The sequence below is a fragment of the Serratia bockelmannii genome (assembly GCF_008011855.1).
GTDB classification, from domain to species: Bacteria; Pseudomonadota; Gammaproteobacteria; order Enterobacterales; family Enterobacteriaceae; genus Serratia; species Serratia bockelmannii.
In genome coordinates, this window is the sequence record NZ_VOUX01000002.1 from 241,655 (window position 1) to 254,528 (window position 12,874).

The following is a 12,874-nucleotide window of genomic DNA, read 5'->3' on the forward strand; positions in this document are numbered from 1 at the left end:
GAACGCCGAATCGTCAAAGGTCAAAAATGCCGATTACCCGACTGGAAAACCCAAGAATTTACAGACAGATAGCTGACCAACTCAAACGTCTTATCGAAAATAACGAATTTCCGCCGGGCAGCCGTCTGCCCTCGGAGCGCGATCTCGCCCAGCAATTGCAGGTCAGCCGCGCGTCGGTGCGCGAGGCGCTGATCGCGCTGGAAGTGATCGGCCTGGTAGACGTCAAGGTCGGCAACGGGGTGATCGTGCGCTCGCCAACGCCGCTGGCGCCGTCGCAGGAGCCGGTGATGGCCCAGGCCGGCCGCAACCAGTGGGCGGAGATCGACGACGAGCTGAACATCGAGCTGGATTTCAACGCCGAGTTGCCGCCGTTTTCTCTGCTGCAAACCCGCCTGCTGATCGAACCGGAGACCGCCGCGCTGGCCGCGCGCCACGCCACCGACGAAGAGCTGGCGGGTATCCGCGCCGCCTATGAACAGAACTGCCGCGATAACCGCGCCGGTTCCGCCACCCACCCCGGCGATCGGCTGTTCCACATCCGCATCGCCCAGGCCAGCGGCAACCCGGCCTATGCGTTCATCATCGGCCACCTGCTCGGCCACCGTTACGGCAGCATGTTCCGCGTGCTGCAGCGCCACTATACGCCGGACGACATGCCGCACCGCTCCGAGCTGGAACACCGGGCGATCCTGGCGGCGATCGAAGCGCGCGACGTGCGCGGCGCCCGCAAGGCGATGAAGGCGCACCTGGACGAAGTGATCGCCATTTTCGCCCGCGCGCAGTAGGCCGCCGGCGGTGAAAAAATTTTATCGCCACCGCTCTTTTTTCTACATGCAGCCGGGGTCTGGGGGCATTACACTGGGCGACGAATAAGCCCTTTCCCCGCTGCATTGTTAAATGGATAACGACCGTTGAAGAACTCTGTCTCCGCTTTATTGCTGGCGCTGGGCCTGTGCACCGCGCCGCTGGCCGTGCAGGCCGCGCCCCCGCAGCTGGCTTCGCAAATCGTCGACCAGTATGCCGAACATATTTTCTACAACAGCGGCGCCACCGGCATGGCGCTGGTGGTGATCGACGGCAATCAGGTGGTTAACCGCAGCTTCGGCGACACCAAGCCCGGCAACAACCTGCGCCCGCGCCCGGATTCGCTGATCCGCATCGCGTCGATCACCAAGCTGATGACCAGTGAAGTGATGGTAAAAATGGCGGCGGCAGGCCAGGTCAAACTGACCGATCCGCTGCGCAAGTACGCCCCCAAAGGCGCCTATGTGCCGGCTTACAACGCCGGCCAGCCGATCACCTTATTGAACCTGGCCACTCACACCAGCGCGCTGCCGCGCGAGCAGCCGGGCAAGAAGCCGCCGAAAACGCCGGTGTTCACCTGGCCGACCAAGGCCCAGCGCTGGCAGTGGCTGGCGCATGCCAACATCACGACGCCGCCGGGCGTGCACGCCGCGTATTCCAACCTGGCGTACGATCTGCTGGCCGACGCGCTGTCGCGCGCCGCGGGCAAGCCTTACAACGCGCTGCTGAAAGAGAAAATCACCGCGCCGCTCGGCATGGTCGACACCACGCTGACGCCGAGCCCTGAACAATGTTCGCGCCTGATGGTGGCGGCGGCCGGCCCGAGCGCCTGCCGCGACACCACCGCCGCAGCCGGCAGCGGCGGCGTCTACTCCACCCCGCGCGACATGCAGCGCTGGATGCAGCAGTTCCTCTCCTCCAGCGCCAGCGGCCCGCGCAAAGCCACCGCCGCCAGCGAACAAACCATGTACTTCCAGCGCCACGATCTGGTGTCGCTGAAGGGCATGGACGTGCCGGGGCAAGCGGATGCATTAGGATTGGGCTGGGTGTATATGGCGCCGAAGGACGGGCTGCCGGGCATCATTCAGAAGACCGGCGGCGGCGGCGGGTTCATCACCTACATGGCGATGATCCCGGCGAAAAATGTCGGGGTGTTCGTGGTGGTGACCCGCTCGGAGCTGAGCAAGTTCACCAACATGAGCGATCCGGTCAACCGCCTGGTGAGCGATCTGGCAGCCAACAAGAGTTGATATGTGGGGCGCAGCTGGCTGCGCCCCCACGTCTCAGGCCAGCACCGCCATCTGATGGATCACCGGATGGAAGTTGCGCTTGAAGTAGATCAGGCCGTTGCCGGCTTCGCTCAACGCGATCTGCTTGATCTGCACCAGGTACATCTGGTGGGTACCGATGCTCTGGATCTGCTCGATTTCCCCTTCCAGGCTGGCCAGGGTATTGCGCAGCACCGGCTGCCCCAGTGCGCCGAGCTGCCACTCTTCCAGCCGGAAACGATCTTCCATGCTGACGCCGGTCATGCCGGCGAAGTGGCGCGCCATCAGCTCCTGCTCGTGGTTGAGCACGTTGACGCACAGCCTGCGGTTTTCCTGAAACACCGGGTTCATCGCGCTGTTGCGGTTGATGCACACCAGCAGCGTCGGCGGCGTATCGGTTACCGAGCACACCGCCGTGGCGGTGATGCCGCAGCGCCCCGCCGGGCCGTCGGTGGTGACGATATTCACCGCCGCCGACAGGCTGGCCATGGCGTCGCGAAAGCGCAGGCGCTGTTCATTTTCCTGAGACATACAACCTCCTCCTGAATTACTTCAGCAGATTATCCAACTGATTAATATCGTCATTGTTCCGCAGGTGCGGCACCTTCCAACCGTGCTGATCGTAATCGGCCAGGCACTTGTCGACCATCTGCATCATGCGATCCATATTGCCGGATCCCTGCGCATGGCGCAGGCACTGCAGGCGGATCTCATCCTGGCTGCCGGCGTAGTTGATCTCATACAGCTCGTGGCGCCCGCCGAACTCACTGCCGATCGCGTCCCACATCAGCTTGAGGATCTTGATGCGCTCGACGTGATCCATGCCGTCCGATCCGCGCACGTAGCGCGCCAGGTACTTGTCGATCTCCGGGTTGTTCATGTCGCGCACGCTGGACGGCAGGTAGATCAGGCCGCTGGTGACGTTCTTCTCGATGATGTGTTTCACCTTGGTGTAGGCCATCGGCGCCATCACGCGGTAGGTTTGCAGCGCGGCGGAATCCGGCAGGTAGGCGCCGTTTTCCCATTGCGTGGCTTCGGCGCACATCGCGTCGCTCAGCGACCAGAACAGGTTGCGCCAGGCCACCACTTCGCCCAGATCGGCCTGCACGCCGCGGAACTCCAGCACGCCGGTGCACGAGAGGCTCTTTTGCAACAGCGCGGTGATGAAATCCATCTTCACCGCCAGGCGCACGCAGGCCTGCAGCGGGAACAGCCGGGCGAAACCGCCCTGGGTGCTCCAGCGGCGGCAGCGGTCGAAATCGCGGTAGATCAGCACGTTTTCCCACGGGATCAGCACATGATCCATGATCAGGATCGCGTCGTTCTCGTCGAAGCGGCTGGTGAGCGGATAGTCAAACGGCGATCCGGTGGCGCCGGCCACCAGCTCGTAGGAGGCGCGCGAAATCAGCTTCACTCCTTCGGCGTCCATCGGCGCCACGAACATCAGCGCGAAGTCCGGGTTATCGCCCATCACCTGCGCCGAACCGAAGCCGATGAAGTTGTAGTGGGTCAACGCCGAGTTGGTAGCCACCACTTTGGCGCCGCTGACCACGATGCCGGCGTCAGTTTCTTTCTCCACCTGAATGTAGACGTCCTTCACCTCATTGACCGGCTTATGACGATCGATCGGCGGGTTGACGATGGCGTGGTTGAAATAGAGCCCGGTTTCCTGAATGCGTTTGTACCAGTGGCGCGCGTTATCGGCGAACTGGCCGTAGAACTCCGGATAAGCGCCCAGCGCGCAGCCGAAGGCCGCCTTATAATCCGGCGTGCGCCCCATCCAGCCGTAGCTTTGGCGTGACCAGTCGGCGATGGCGTCACGCTGCTGGCGCATCTCTTCCGGGCTGCGGGCGTAGCGGAAGAACTTGTGGGTATAGCCGCCGTTGCCGGTGTCGGTGTTCCAGCACAGGCGATCCTGGCTGGCCGGATCGTGCAGCGCGTCGTACAGCTGGCCGACCGACGCCGCCGCGTTGCGGAACGCCGGGTGGGTGGTGACGTCTTTTACGCGTTCGCCGTAAATGTAGATTTCGCGGCTATCCTGCAAACTTTTCAGGTATTCGGCGCCGGTGAACGGGCGTTTGCTGTCGGCACGAAAGTCTTCTGGTTTCATCGGGTCTTCCTCGTCATCGGCATTTTTCAGGCCGTGGAGTCGGCCATTTGTTAAAATAATGTTTTCTTTTGGTTGCTTAATTGAAGCTGCCAAAGCCGGTTTCGAGAAGAGACTTTTGCGGCAATCGCCGGTACTTTTCAGGTCAGTTTGCCGCTTTCGCGGCAAACTGTGATCGCGGTTACGAAAGGGCGTGTTGCGCCGCGCGGTAGGTCGAGGGGGAACAGCCTTCCAGCCGATTGAAAAAACGGGCGAAATAGGCCGGATCCTTGAAGCCGAGGCTGTAGGCGGTTTCATGCACCGTACAGGCGCTGAACAGCAGCATGCGCTTGGCCTCGCGCAGCAGCCGATCGAAGATCAGCCGTTTGGGCGGCCGGTTGGCGAAGCGCCGACACAGGTCGTTGAGCCGCGATTCAGTCACCCCCAACGCCTGCGCATACTCCGGCACCGGCAGATGCTCGCGAAAACGCTCGTCCACCATTTTGTTGAAGCGTTGAAACAGCTGCAGTTCGCCGCGCACGCCGCTGTTGGCGCTGTCTTCCAGCGCGGTGTTGCGCAGCAGCAGCGTGAACACCGCCTGCGCCAACAGCGCCAGCGTCTGTTCGCGCCCGGCCAGGTTCTGCGCGAACTCGCGGCGGATCAGCGCCCAGTAGTGGCTGAGCGCCGTCAGCTCCTGCGGCGCATCGGCCAGCGACAGGCAGATGCCCGGCATGTCCAGCGCCAGGTTGCTGCCGGGGTACAGGCGCTCCAGCAGCGGCCAAATCAGCTCCTGGCGCACCGTCAGCACGTGGCCGTCGCTGTCCGGTTCGGTGAAGAACGCATGCGGCACCGACGGCGGCGTGAGGATGAACAGCGGCGCCTGCACCGAATAGTGCTGATCGTCGAGCTGCAGCTCTATCTTGCCGGTCTCCAGGAAATGCACCTGGAAGAAGCAGTCGTGCCAGTGCACCTGCATGTCGCGGCCGAAGAATGCCGCCAGCCCGGCGAAGGTTTCGTAGTGCACCTCGTCGGCGGCGTAGCGCGCGTCATACTCTTTGCAAATATCGATGTTGGCGATAAAGCCGGTACTTTTCCGCACCTCATGACCTCCTGCAATCATGCCCACTTGCGCATCAAGGCGTCGCTCTCGGGCGCGAATCCTTCATCGGAATGCGCCACACCAGCACGGCGCCGACGATCAACAGCGCCGAAACGAAATACAGCCCGGAGTTGAAGCTGCCGGTCAGATCCTTGAACCAGCCGATCAGCAGCGGGCTGAGCGCCGATCCGATGTTGCCGGTGGCGTTGATCACCGCGATCCCCACCGCCCGCGCTTCCAGGCTGATCGACTGATCTGGCGTGGTCCAGAAGATCGCCATGGCGGTAAAGGAGCCGACCGACGCCATCACGATCCCGAGCAGCTGGATCAGGCTGTGATCGGTGGCGGACGCCAATAGCCAGCCGGCGGCGGCGAACAGGTACGGCAGCGCGGTGTGATGCTTGCGCTCCTGCAGCCTGTCGGATCGTTTGCTCCACCACACCATGCCGGCGATGGTGCAGATCTGCGGGATCGCCGCCAGAATGCCGATCGTCACGTTGCTGCTGCCCTGGTTGAAGCTCTGCAGGATCTGCGGCGTCCAGATGTTGATCGCGCTCAGGGTGTTGGTCAGGCAGAAATAGGCCAGCGTGTACATCAGCACAATCGGCGTGCAGATCTCACGCCACAGGCTGCGCTGCTGCAGCGCGCGGTGGCTGCTCGGCCCGTTGGGCTGCACCAGCTGCAGCTTGTCGGCCTCCATCATCGCCTGCAGGCTGGCTTTTTCCTCGTCGGTCAGCCACTTGGCCTTGGCCGGGGTGTCGTCGAGATAGAACCACACCACCACGCCCAGCAGCACCGATGGTATGCCTTCCAGCAGGAACAGCCACTGCCAGCCCTTCAGGTTCATCACCCCGTCCAGCGCCAGGATATAGCCGGAGACCAGCGAGCCGATCGCCATGGTCACCGGCATGGCGATCATGAACAGCGCGTTGGCGCGGGCGCGGTAAAACGCCGGGAACCAGTAGGTGAGGTACACCAGAATGCCCGGCAGGAAGCCGGCCTCGGTGATGCCGACAATCATGCGCAGCACGTACAGACTGGTCGGCCCGGTAGCGAACATGGTGCAGGTGGAGGCGATGCCCCACAGCACCATGATGGTGGCGATCCAGCGCCGCGCACCGACCCGGCTCAGCATCATGTTGCTCGGTATGCCAAAGATCACGTAGGTGACATAGAACAACGTCGCCGCCAGCCCGAACATGGTCGAGCTGAGGCCGAGATCTTTACCCATCGTCAGCCCGGCGAAGCCGATGTTGATACGATCGAGGAAAGAGAAAACAAACAACACGAACAGGAAAATGATCAGGCGCCGAAACAACTTTTTAATCACCGATTGCTCGGCGGCGGTTAACGCTTTATGTTGCTGCGCCGGGTTGGCCGGCGGCAGCGAATCGACGTGGTTCATGGTTCAGTAGACTCCCGATGAAGGCGCTTGCGCCCCGCCCTGTTTGAACTCGTCCGCCAGGGCTTCCGCCGCCCGCGCCAGCAGGGTGGTATCCACCCCCACCGCAACGAACAGCGCGCCGGCCTCCAGATAGCGCTGCGCCAGTACCTTGTTGGCCATCAAAATGCCCGGCGCCTTGCCGGCGGCGCGGATACGCGCGATGGCGTCGTCGATGGTGCGCTGCACCTCCGGGTGCTGCGGATTACCGGCAAAGCCCATGTCGGCGCTGAGATCCGCCGGGCCGATAAACACGCCGTCCACCCCTTCCACCTGCAAAATGGCGTCGAGGTTTTTCACCGCTTCGCGGGTTTCAATTTGCACCAGCACGCACATCTGCTCATCGGCCTGCTGCAGGTAATCGGGCACCCGGTTCCAGCGTGAGGCGCGCGCCAGGGCGCTGCCGACGCCGCGCACGCCGTGCGGCGGATAGCGCGTGGCGCGCACCGCGTCGCGCGCCTGTTCGGCATTCTGAATCATCGGGATCAATAAGGTTTGCGCGCCGACGTCCAGCAGTTGCTTGATGATCACCGCGTCGTTCCACGGCGGGCGCACCACCGGCTGGCTCGGGTAAGGCGCGACCGCCTGCAGCTGCCCCAGCACCGTTTGCACGTTGTTGGGCGCATGTTCGCCGTCGATCAGCAGCCAGTCGAAACCGGCGCCGGCCAGCAGCTCGGCGCTGTAGCTGCTGCACAGCCCGAGCCACAGCCCGATCTGCGGGCGTTTTTCCTGCAGCGCTCGCTTGAAGTGGTTGGTTAACATCGCATTCTCCCTGACAAGCGGGCGCGACGCGTGGCCCCCGCCCGATTATTGCGGCCCGGTTCGCCGAGCCGGCTTATTAGACGAAGCGGCAGCTGATGCAGCCCATCGGGCCGTAATCGACGTGGAAAGTATCGCCGCGCCGCGCCGGCACCGGCCGGGTGAAGGAACCGCCGAGGATCACCTGCCCCGCTTCCAGCTCCACCTCATACGGCGCCAGCTTGTTGGCCAGCCAGGCCACACCGTTGGCCGGATGATTGAGCACCGCCGCCGCCACGCCGGACTCTTCAATCACGCCGTTGCGGTACAGCAGCGCAGAGATCCAGCGCAGATCCAGCGCATCCGGTTTGATCGGCCGCCCGCCCATCACCACCCCGGCATTGGCGGCGTTGTCGGAAATGGTGTCGAACACCTTGCGCGGCCGCTGCGTCTCGGGATCGACGTTGTGGCTGCGCGCATCGATGATCTCCAGCGCCGGAATGACGTAGTCGGTGGCGTTGTAGACGTCGAACAGCGTGCAGTTCGGCCCGCGCAGCGGCTTGGCCAACACGAAAGCCAGCTCCACCTCCACCCGCGGCACGATAAAGCGATCGATCGGAATGTCGCTGCCGTCGTTGAAGAACATGTCGTCCAGCAGCGCGCCATAGTCCGGCTCGGTGATCTGCGAGCTCACCTGCATGGCGCGCGAGGTCAGGCCGATCTTGTGGCCTTTGAGCGTGCGCCCCTCGGCGATCTTCAGCTCCACCCACTGCCGCTGAATGGCGTAGGCGTCTTCAATGGTGATCTCGGGATGATCGAGCGACAGCGCGCGGATCTGCTCACGACTCTTTTCCGCCTGATGCAGGCGCTGCACGGCGCGGTTAATCTGCTCTTTATCCAGCATGTACGACCCCTTATTCACGCCTTGTTGAACAGCGCGTGGACATTGTTCTGTTTGTAATTCAGCACCGGATCCAGCTCTTCCATGGTGAAAGAGAGCGCCAGGTAACGCTGCGCCATCAGCGCGGCAAAGTGTTCCTTGATCAGCGCAAACAGCATCTCGCCCACCTGCTGCCGGCTTTCCAGACTGCGGCCGTGGCCGATCTTCAGCGTCATGTGCACGAAGGCGTAGTCCTGCTTGCCGTCGGCCATCTGCCAGGTGTCGAGCCAGATGGCGCGGCTGCGCACGCCGGCCAGCGGAAAGATGCCGGTCGCCGCCAGCGCCTCGTTGACCTTGGCGAACAGGGTGGGCAAATCCGCCTCGCGGCGGATGTTGTCGGTACATTCAGCGTAAAAATGGGGCATAACGTTCTCCAGACGGCGCATAGGCGCGGGCGCGGCCCGCGCAGCGGCATTTACAGCGTATTGCCAAGTTTGAAACCTTTTTCCGTATCGCCCTCGCGGGTATAGGAAAAACCGTCTGCGCCGATGGTGACGGCCATTTCGCTGGGCGCACTGCGCTCGATGACCGGCTGCGGCTGCCCATCGAGATCCAGCACCAGCGATCCTTCGGTATACCAGCTCGGCACCACCGGATTGCCCCACCAGTCGCGGCGCTGGTTGTCATGCACGTCCCAGGTCACGGTCGGGTTGTCCGGATCGCCGGTGTAGTAATCCTGCGTGTAGATTTCCACCCGGTGGCCATCGGGATCGCGCAGGTAGAGATAGAACGCGTTGGAGACGCCGTGGCGGCCAGGGCCGCGTTCGATCAAATCGGATTTGCGCAGCGCGCCGAGCTTGTCGCAGATGGCCAAAATATTGTGCTTTTCATGGGTGGCGAAGGCGATGTGATGCATGCGCGGCCCGGCGCCGCCGGTCATCGCGGTATCGTGTACCGTCGCCTTGCGGCGCATCCAGGCGGCGTAAACCACGCCGTCTTCATCGCGGATGTCTTCCGTCACGCGGAAGCCCAGCCCCTGGATGTATTCCACGGCGCGCGGCACGTCAGGGGTGATTTGGTTAAAGTGGTCGAGGCGCACCAGCGCGCCCGGCGTATACAGATCGTAGCGCCAGGCCAGGCGCTCGACGTGCTGCACGTCGTAGAAAAACTCGTATGGGAAACCGAGCGGATCCTCTACCCGCACCGCATCGCCGATGCCTTTGGCGAACCCGTTCACCCGACGCTCGGTGCGGCAGCCAAGCGCCTTGAAATACGCTTCGGCGCGGTCGACGTCTTCCGGCGTGCGCACGCGGAAAGCAAACGCCGCCACGGCGGCGACCGGGCCTTCGCGCAGCACCAGGTTATGGTGAATAAACTCCTCCATCGAACGCAGATAGAGGGTTTTATCCTCTTCGGCGGTCACGACCAGGCCGAGGATATCGACGTAAAATTCGCGTGCGGCTTTAAGGTTCGTGACCTGAATTTCCATGTAGGCACAGCGCACGACGTCGGGAGCAGGGACAGCATCAGTGGTAAGTTTTATCGTCATTGTTCTCATCTCTTTCGTTATTATTGTGGCCTGAGGCTCAAACGCCCCATTTCGGGATCGGGTGGTCGCCCATGGAAATGCACACGTTCTTCATTTCGGCGAACACTTCGAAGCTGTATTCGCCGCCTTCGCGGCCGGTGCCGGAGGCTTTCACGCCGCCGAACGGTTGGCGCAGATCGCGTACGTTTTGGGTGTTGACGAAAACCATGCCGGCTTCGATGCCGCGGGCCAGGCGCAGAACCTTGCTCACATCCTGCGTCCAGATGTACGACGCCAGGCCGTACTCCACGTCGTTGGCCATGCGCAGGCCGTCTTCTTCCGACTTGAACGGCAGCAGGCAGGCCACCGGCCCGAAAATCTCCTCCTGCGCCACGCGCATCCGGTTATCGACATCCGCCAGCACCGTCGGGCGCAGGAAGTTGCCGTGGCTCAAACCGGCCGGTTTGTCCGGGCCGCCGGCCAGCAGGGTTGCCCCTTCTTCCACCCCGAGGCGGATATAGCCGGAGACTTTTTCCCAGTGCTGCGGGCTGATCAGCGCCCCTACCTGGGTGTTGGGATCTTGCGGGTCGCCCACGCGCAGGCGGTTGGCACGCTCGGCAAAGCGTTTGACGAATTCCGGGTAGATGCTCTCCTGAATGAAGATGCGCGAACCGGCGGTGCAGCGTTCACCGTTGATCGAGAAGATGGTGAACAGCGCGGCGTCGAGCGCCCGCTCGATGTCGGCGTCTTCAAATATCAGCACCGGCGACTTGCCGCCCAGCTCCATGGAGAATTTCTTCAACCCAGCGCTTTCGATGATGCGGCGGCCGGTGGCAGTGCCGCCGGTGAAGGAGACCGCACGCACGTCTTTATGGCGCACCAATGCGTCACCGGCGGTGGCGCCGTAGCCCTGCACCACATTCAGCACCCCGGCCGGGATGCCGGCCTCCAGCGCCAGCTCGCCCAGGCGGTCGGCGGTCAGCGGCGACAGTTCGGACATTTTCAGCACCGCGGTGTTGCCCAGCGCCAGGCAAGGCGCGGTTTTCCAGGTGGCGGTCATGAACGGCACGTTCCACGGCGATACCAGCGCGCATACCCCTACCGGCTGCACCAGCGTGTAGTTGAGCATCTTGTCGTCCACCGGGTAGGTCTTGCCGTTCATCTGCTGGCACACCTCGGCGAAGAACTCGAAGTTGTGCGAAGCGCGCGGGATCAGCACGTTTTTGGTCTGGTGGATCGGCAGGCCGGTGTCGGCGGTTTCCAGTTCGGCGATCTGCGGCACGTTCTGGTCGATCAGTTCACCCAAACGGCGCATCAGGCGCGCGCGCTCTTTCATCGGCGTATTCGCCCACTTGGGGAATGCCTCTTTCGCCGCGGCCACCGCCTGGTCTATCTCCAACTGACCGCCGGAGGCCACTTCCGCCAGCACCTCGCCGTTCGCCGGGTTGGTGGTGGTGAAATACTCTTTGCTGGCGACGTTCTTGCCGTTAATCCAGTGGTTGATGGTTTTCATCTCAGGCTTTCCTCGTAATCTTTTTCACTGATAATGTGGTTAACCAAACGGCCGATGCCTTCGATCTCCACCACCACTTCATCGCCCGGCTGCACGTCGGCCAGCCCTTTCGGCGTGCCGGTGGCGATCATGTCGCCCGGCTGCAGCGTCATGAATTCGCTCAGGTAGGCGATCAGGAACGGAATGTCGAAAATCATGTCGGCGGTGCTGCCGCGCTGACGCAGCTCACCGTTGACATAGGTGCTGAGCGCCAGCCGGTGCGGATCGGCGACGTCGTCGCGATCGACGATGTACGGCCCGATCGGCGTCAGGGTGTCGCGGCTCTTCACCCGCAGATTTGGCCGGTAGTAGTTCTCCAGGTAATCGCGGATGGCGTAGTCGTTACACAGGGTGTAACCCGCCACGTACTCCATGGCGTGCTCACGGCTGACGTTGCGCGCGGTCTTGCCGATCACCGCCACCAGCTCGGCTTCGTAATGCATGTACTCCACGCCGGCCGGGCGTACCGACACCTGACGGTGCCCGGTCAGGGTGTTTGGCGCCTTGAGGAACACCAGCGGTTCTTCCGGCGCCTTGAATTCCAGCTCGCTGGCGTGGTCGGCATAGTTCAGCCCCAGGGCGAACACCGTGCCCTGCGCCGGCGGCAGCCATTCCACTTCGCGCTCCTGCAGCACCTCGCCGTTCGGCAGCGTGACGCGCAGCTGGTCATCCACCTGCACGTTGAAGACCTGGCCATGATGGCGAATACGAGCATGTTTCATGATGCGGCTCCTGCCTGGGTGACGCGGTTGGTCAGAGTGGGCAGGCCGGCGGCGCGCACCGTCACCTCATCCCCCGGTTTGATCTCCACCCGCTGGTGCGGGGTGCCGATCAGCACCGCATCGCCCGGCTGCAGAGTGATGAAGTCGCTGATGGCGGCGATCAGCTCCGGCACCGAGCGCACCAGATCGGCGGTGGACCAGCGATCCCGCTCCACGCCGTTGATCTCGGTGACGATCTCCAGCCGATCGGCAGTCGCCAGCTGGCCTATCTCCCCCAGCGGGCAGAACCCGTCGCGGCATTTGGCCTTGATCGCCGGGCGGTAAAAGCTGCTTTCCGGCAGGCTGACGTCGTTGGCCAGCGCGTAACCGGCCAGATAACGGCCCACCTGCGCCGCCGGCACCTTGCGCGCGGTGTCGCCGATGATCACCGCCAGCGTGCCGCCGCTTTGCACGGTTTCACCGGCCGGAAACGGGATCGCCCCGCCGTTGGCGAGGTGGGTGTTGCGCGGTTTGATAAACCACACCGGGGTTTTGGGCGGGGTTTGATACGGTGGCTGGTGAAACGCCTGATCCCAAGCGTCCAGTTGGCTACGGTGGTTCAGCGCAACGGAAAATACGGTGCCTTTCATGCGAACTCCTCCAATGGCAAAACATGACAACCGGCATTCATTAACATATTAATGATTACTTTTATACGCTGTGCAGCTTTTACGCAACGCGCTTGGAGTGATTTGTGATCGTGATAACAAAATATTC

13 protein-coding genes are annotated in these 12,874 nt (G+C 62.8%); 2 read left to right on the forward strand and 11 right to left on the reverse strand.

The features are described 5' to 3' along the window. Window positions 1-26 precede the first annotated feature (26 nt). Both FOT55_RS03225 and ampH read left to right on the forward strand, forming a co-directional pair. On the forward strand, window positions 27-785 hold the full coding sequence (locus tag FOT55_RS03225) for a FadR/GntR family transcriptional regulator (protein ID WP_025305190.1): 759 nt from the start codon (window positions 27-29) through the stop codon (window positions 783-785). 126 nt (window positions 786-911) lie between these two features. Next, the gene (ampH, locus tag FOT55_RS03230) at window positions 912-2,054 is read left to right on the forward strand and encodes a D-alanyl-D-alanine-carboxypeptidase/endopeptidase AmpH (protein ID WP_147823078.1); all 1,143 of its coding nucleotides are present in this window, start codon (window positions 912-914) and stop codon (window positions 2,052-2,054) included. A 33-nt stretch (window positions 2,055-2,087) separates the two neighbouring features. Here ampH and hpaC read toward each other — a convergent pair whose 3' ends face one another. From hpaC to FOT55_RS03285, 11 genes are all read right to left on the reverse strand, one after another. Then, window positions 2,088-2,603 carry a 4-hydroxyphenylacetate 3-monooxygenase, reductase component gene (hpaC, locus tag FOT55_RS03235; RefSeq protein ID WP_025305188.1) on the reverse strand — a complete coding sequence of 172 codons (516 nt, stop codon included), beginning with the start codon at window positions 2,601-2,603 and terminating at the stop codon, window positions 2,088-2,090. A 16-nt stretch (window positions 2,604-2,619) separates the two neighbouring features. Further along, the gene (gene hpaB / locus FOT55_RS03240) at window positions 2,620-4,182 is read right to left on the reverse strand and encodes a 4-hydroxyphenylacetate 3-monooxygenase, oxygenase component (protein WP_043136111.1); all 1,563 of its coding nucleotides are present in this window, start codon (window positions 4,180-4,182) and stop codon (window positions 2,620-2,622) included. A 178-nt stretch (window positions 4,183-4,360) separates the two neighbouring features. Beyond that, complete coding sequence (hpaA, locus tag FOT55_RS03245; protein WP_004933161.1) at window positions 4,361-5,257, reverse strand: 4-hydroxyphenylacetate catabolism regulatory protein HpaA; 897 nt, start codon at window positions 5,255-5,257, stop codon at window positions 4,361-4,363. Between the two features lie 34 nt (window positions 5,258-5,291). Further along, window positions 5,292-6,662: a 4-hydroxyphenylacetate permease gene (gene hpaX, locus FOT55_RS03250; RefSeq protein ID WP_087762954.1), complete on the reverse strand. Its 1,371-nt coding sequence runs from the start codon at window positions 6,660-6,662 to the stop codon at window positions 5,292-5,294. A 3-nt stretch (window positions 6,663-6,665) separates the two neighbouring features. Then, a complete protein-coding gene (gene hpaI / locus FOT55_RS03255) occupies window positions 6,666-7,460 on the reverse strand; it encodes a 4-hydroxy-2-oxoheptanedioate aldolase (protein ID WP_099816600.1) in 795 nt (264 codons plus the stop codon). A 76-nt stretch (window positions 7,461-7,536) separates the two neighbouring features. After that, window positions 7,537-8,340, reverse strand: coding sequence for a 2-oxo-hept-4-ene-1,7-dioate hydratase (hpaH, locus tag FOT55_RS03260; RefSeq protein WP_043136119.1), 804 nt, complete (start codon window positions 8,338-8,340; stop codon window positions 7,537-7,539). A gap of 14 nt (window positions 8,341-8,354) precedes the next feature. Continuing rightward, window positions 8,355-8,741 carry a 5-carboxymethyl-2-hydroxymuconate Delta-isomerase gene (locus FOT55_RS03265; protein ID WP_004933172.1) on the reverse strand — a complete coding sequence of 129 codons (387 nt, stop codon included), beginning with the start codon at window positions 8,739-8,741 and terminating at the stop codon, window positions 8,355-8,357. 50 nt (window positions 8,742-8,791) lie between these two features. After that, window positions 8,792-9,865: a 3,4-dihydroxyphenylacetate 2,3-dioxygenase gene (gene hpaD / locus FOT55_RS03270; protein ID WP_147823079.1), complete on the reverse strand. Its 1,074-nt coding sequence runs from the start codon at window positions 9,863-9,865 to the stop codon at window positions 8,792-8,794. Between the two features lie 37 nt (window positions 9,866-9,902). Continuing rightward, window positions 9,903-11,357, reverse strand: coding sequence for a 5-carboxymethyl-2-hydroxymuconate semialdehyde dehydrogenase (hpaE, locus tag FOT55_RS03275; RefSeq protein WP_033636981.1), 1,455 nt, complete (start codon window positions 11,355-11,357; stop codon window positions 9,903-9,905). Then, window positions 11,354-12,118, reverse strand: a complete 765-nt coding sequence (locus FOT55_RS03280; protein WP_049204621.1) for a fumarylacetoacetate hydrolase family protein — start codon at window positions 12,116-12,118, stop codon at window positions 11,354-11,356. Before FOT55_RS03280 ends, hpaE begins: the two co-directional genes overlap by 4 nt. Next, a complete protein-coding gene (locus FOT55_RS03285; protein ID WP_060434146.1) occupies window positions 12,115-12,747 on the reverse strand; it encodes a fumarylacetoacetate hydrolase family protein in 633 nt (210 codons plus the stop codon). The genes FOT55_RS03280 and FOT55_RS03285 overlap by 4 nt, the downstream gene beginning before the upstream one ends. Between the last annotated feature and the right edge of the window lie 127 nt (window positions 12,748-12,874).

Bases quoted from the DNA above. Each gene is read 5' to 3' on its own strand.
- FOT55_RS03225 (WP_025305190.1), top strand. From the start codon at position 27: ATGCCGATTACCCGACTGGAAAACCCAAGAATTTACAGACAGATAGCT.
- hpaC (WP_025305188.1), bottom strand. From the start codon at position 2,603: ATGTCTCAGGAAAATGAACAGCGCCTGCGCTTTCGCGACGCCATGGCC.
- hpaB (WP_043136111.1), bottom strand. From the start codon at position 4,182: ATGAAACCAGAAGACTTTCGTGCCGACAGCAAACGCCCGTTCACCGGC.
- hpaX (WP_087762954.1), bottom strand. From the start codon at position 6,662: ATGAACCACGTCGATTCGCTGCCGCCGGCCAACCCGGCGCAGCAACAT.
- hpaI (WP_099816600.1), bottom strand. From the start codon at position 7,460: ATGTTAACCAACCACTTCAAGCGAGCGCTGCAGGAAAAACGCCCGCAG.
- hpaH (WP_043136119.1), bottom strand. From the start codon at position 8,340: ATGCTGGATAAAGAGCAGATTAACCGCGCCGTGCAGCGCCTGCATCAG.
- FOT55_RS03265 (WP_004933172.1), bottom strand. From the start codon at position 8,741: ATGCCCCATTTTTACGCTGAATGTACCGACAACATCCGCCGCGAGGCG.
- hpaD (WP_147823079.1), bottom strand. From the start codon at position 9,865: ATGACGATAAAACTTACCACTGATGCTGTCCCTGCTCCCGACGTCGTG.
- hpaE (WP_033636981.1), bottom strand. From the start codon at position 11,357: ATGAAAACCATCAACCACTGGATTAACGGCAAGAACGTCGCCAGCAAA.
- FOT55_RS03280 (WP_049204621.1), bottom strand. From the start codon at position 12,118: ATGAAACATGCTCGTATTCGCCATCATGGCCAGGTCTTCAACGTGCAG.
- FOT55_RS03285 (WP_060434146.1), bottom strand. From the start codon at position 12,747: ATGAAAGGCACCGTATTTTCCGTTGCGCTGAACCACCGTAGCCAACTG.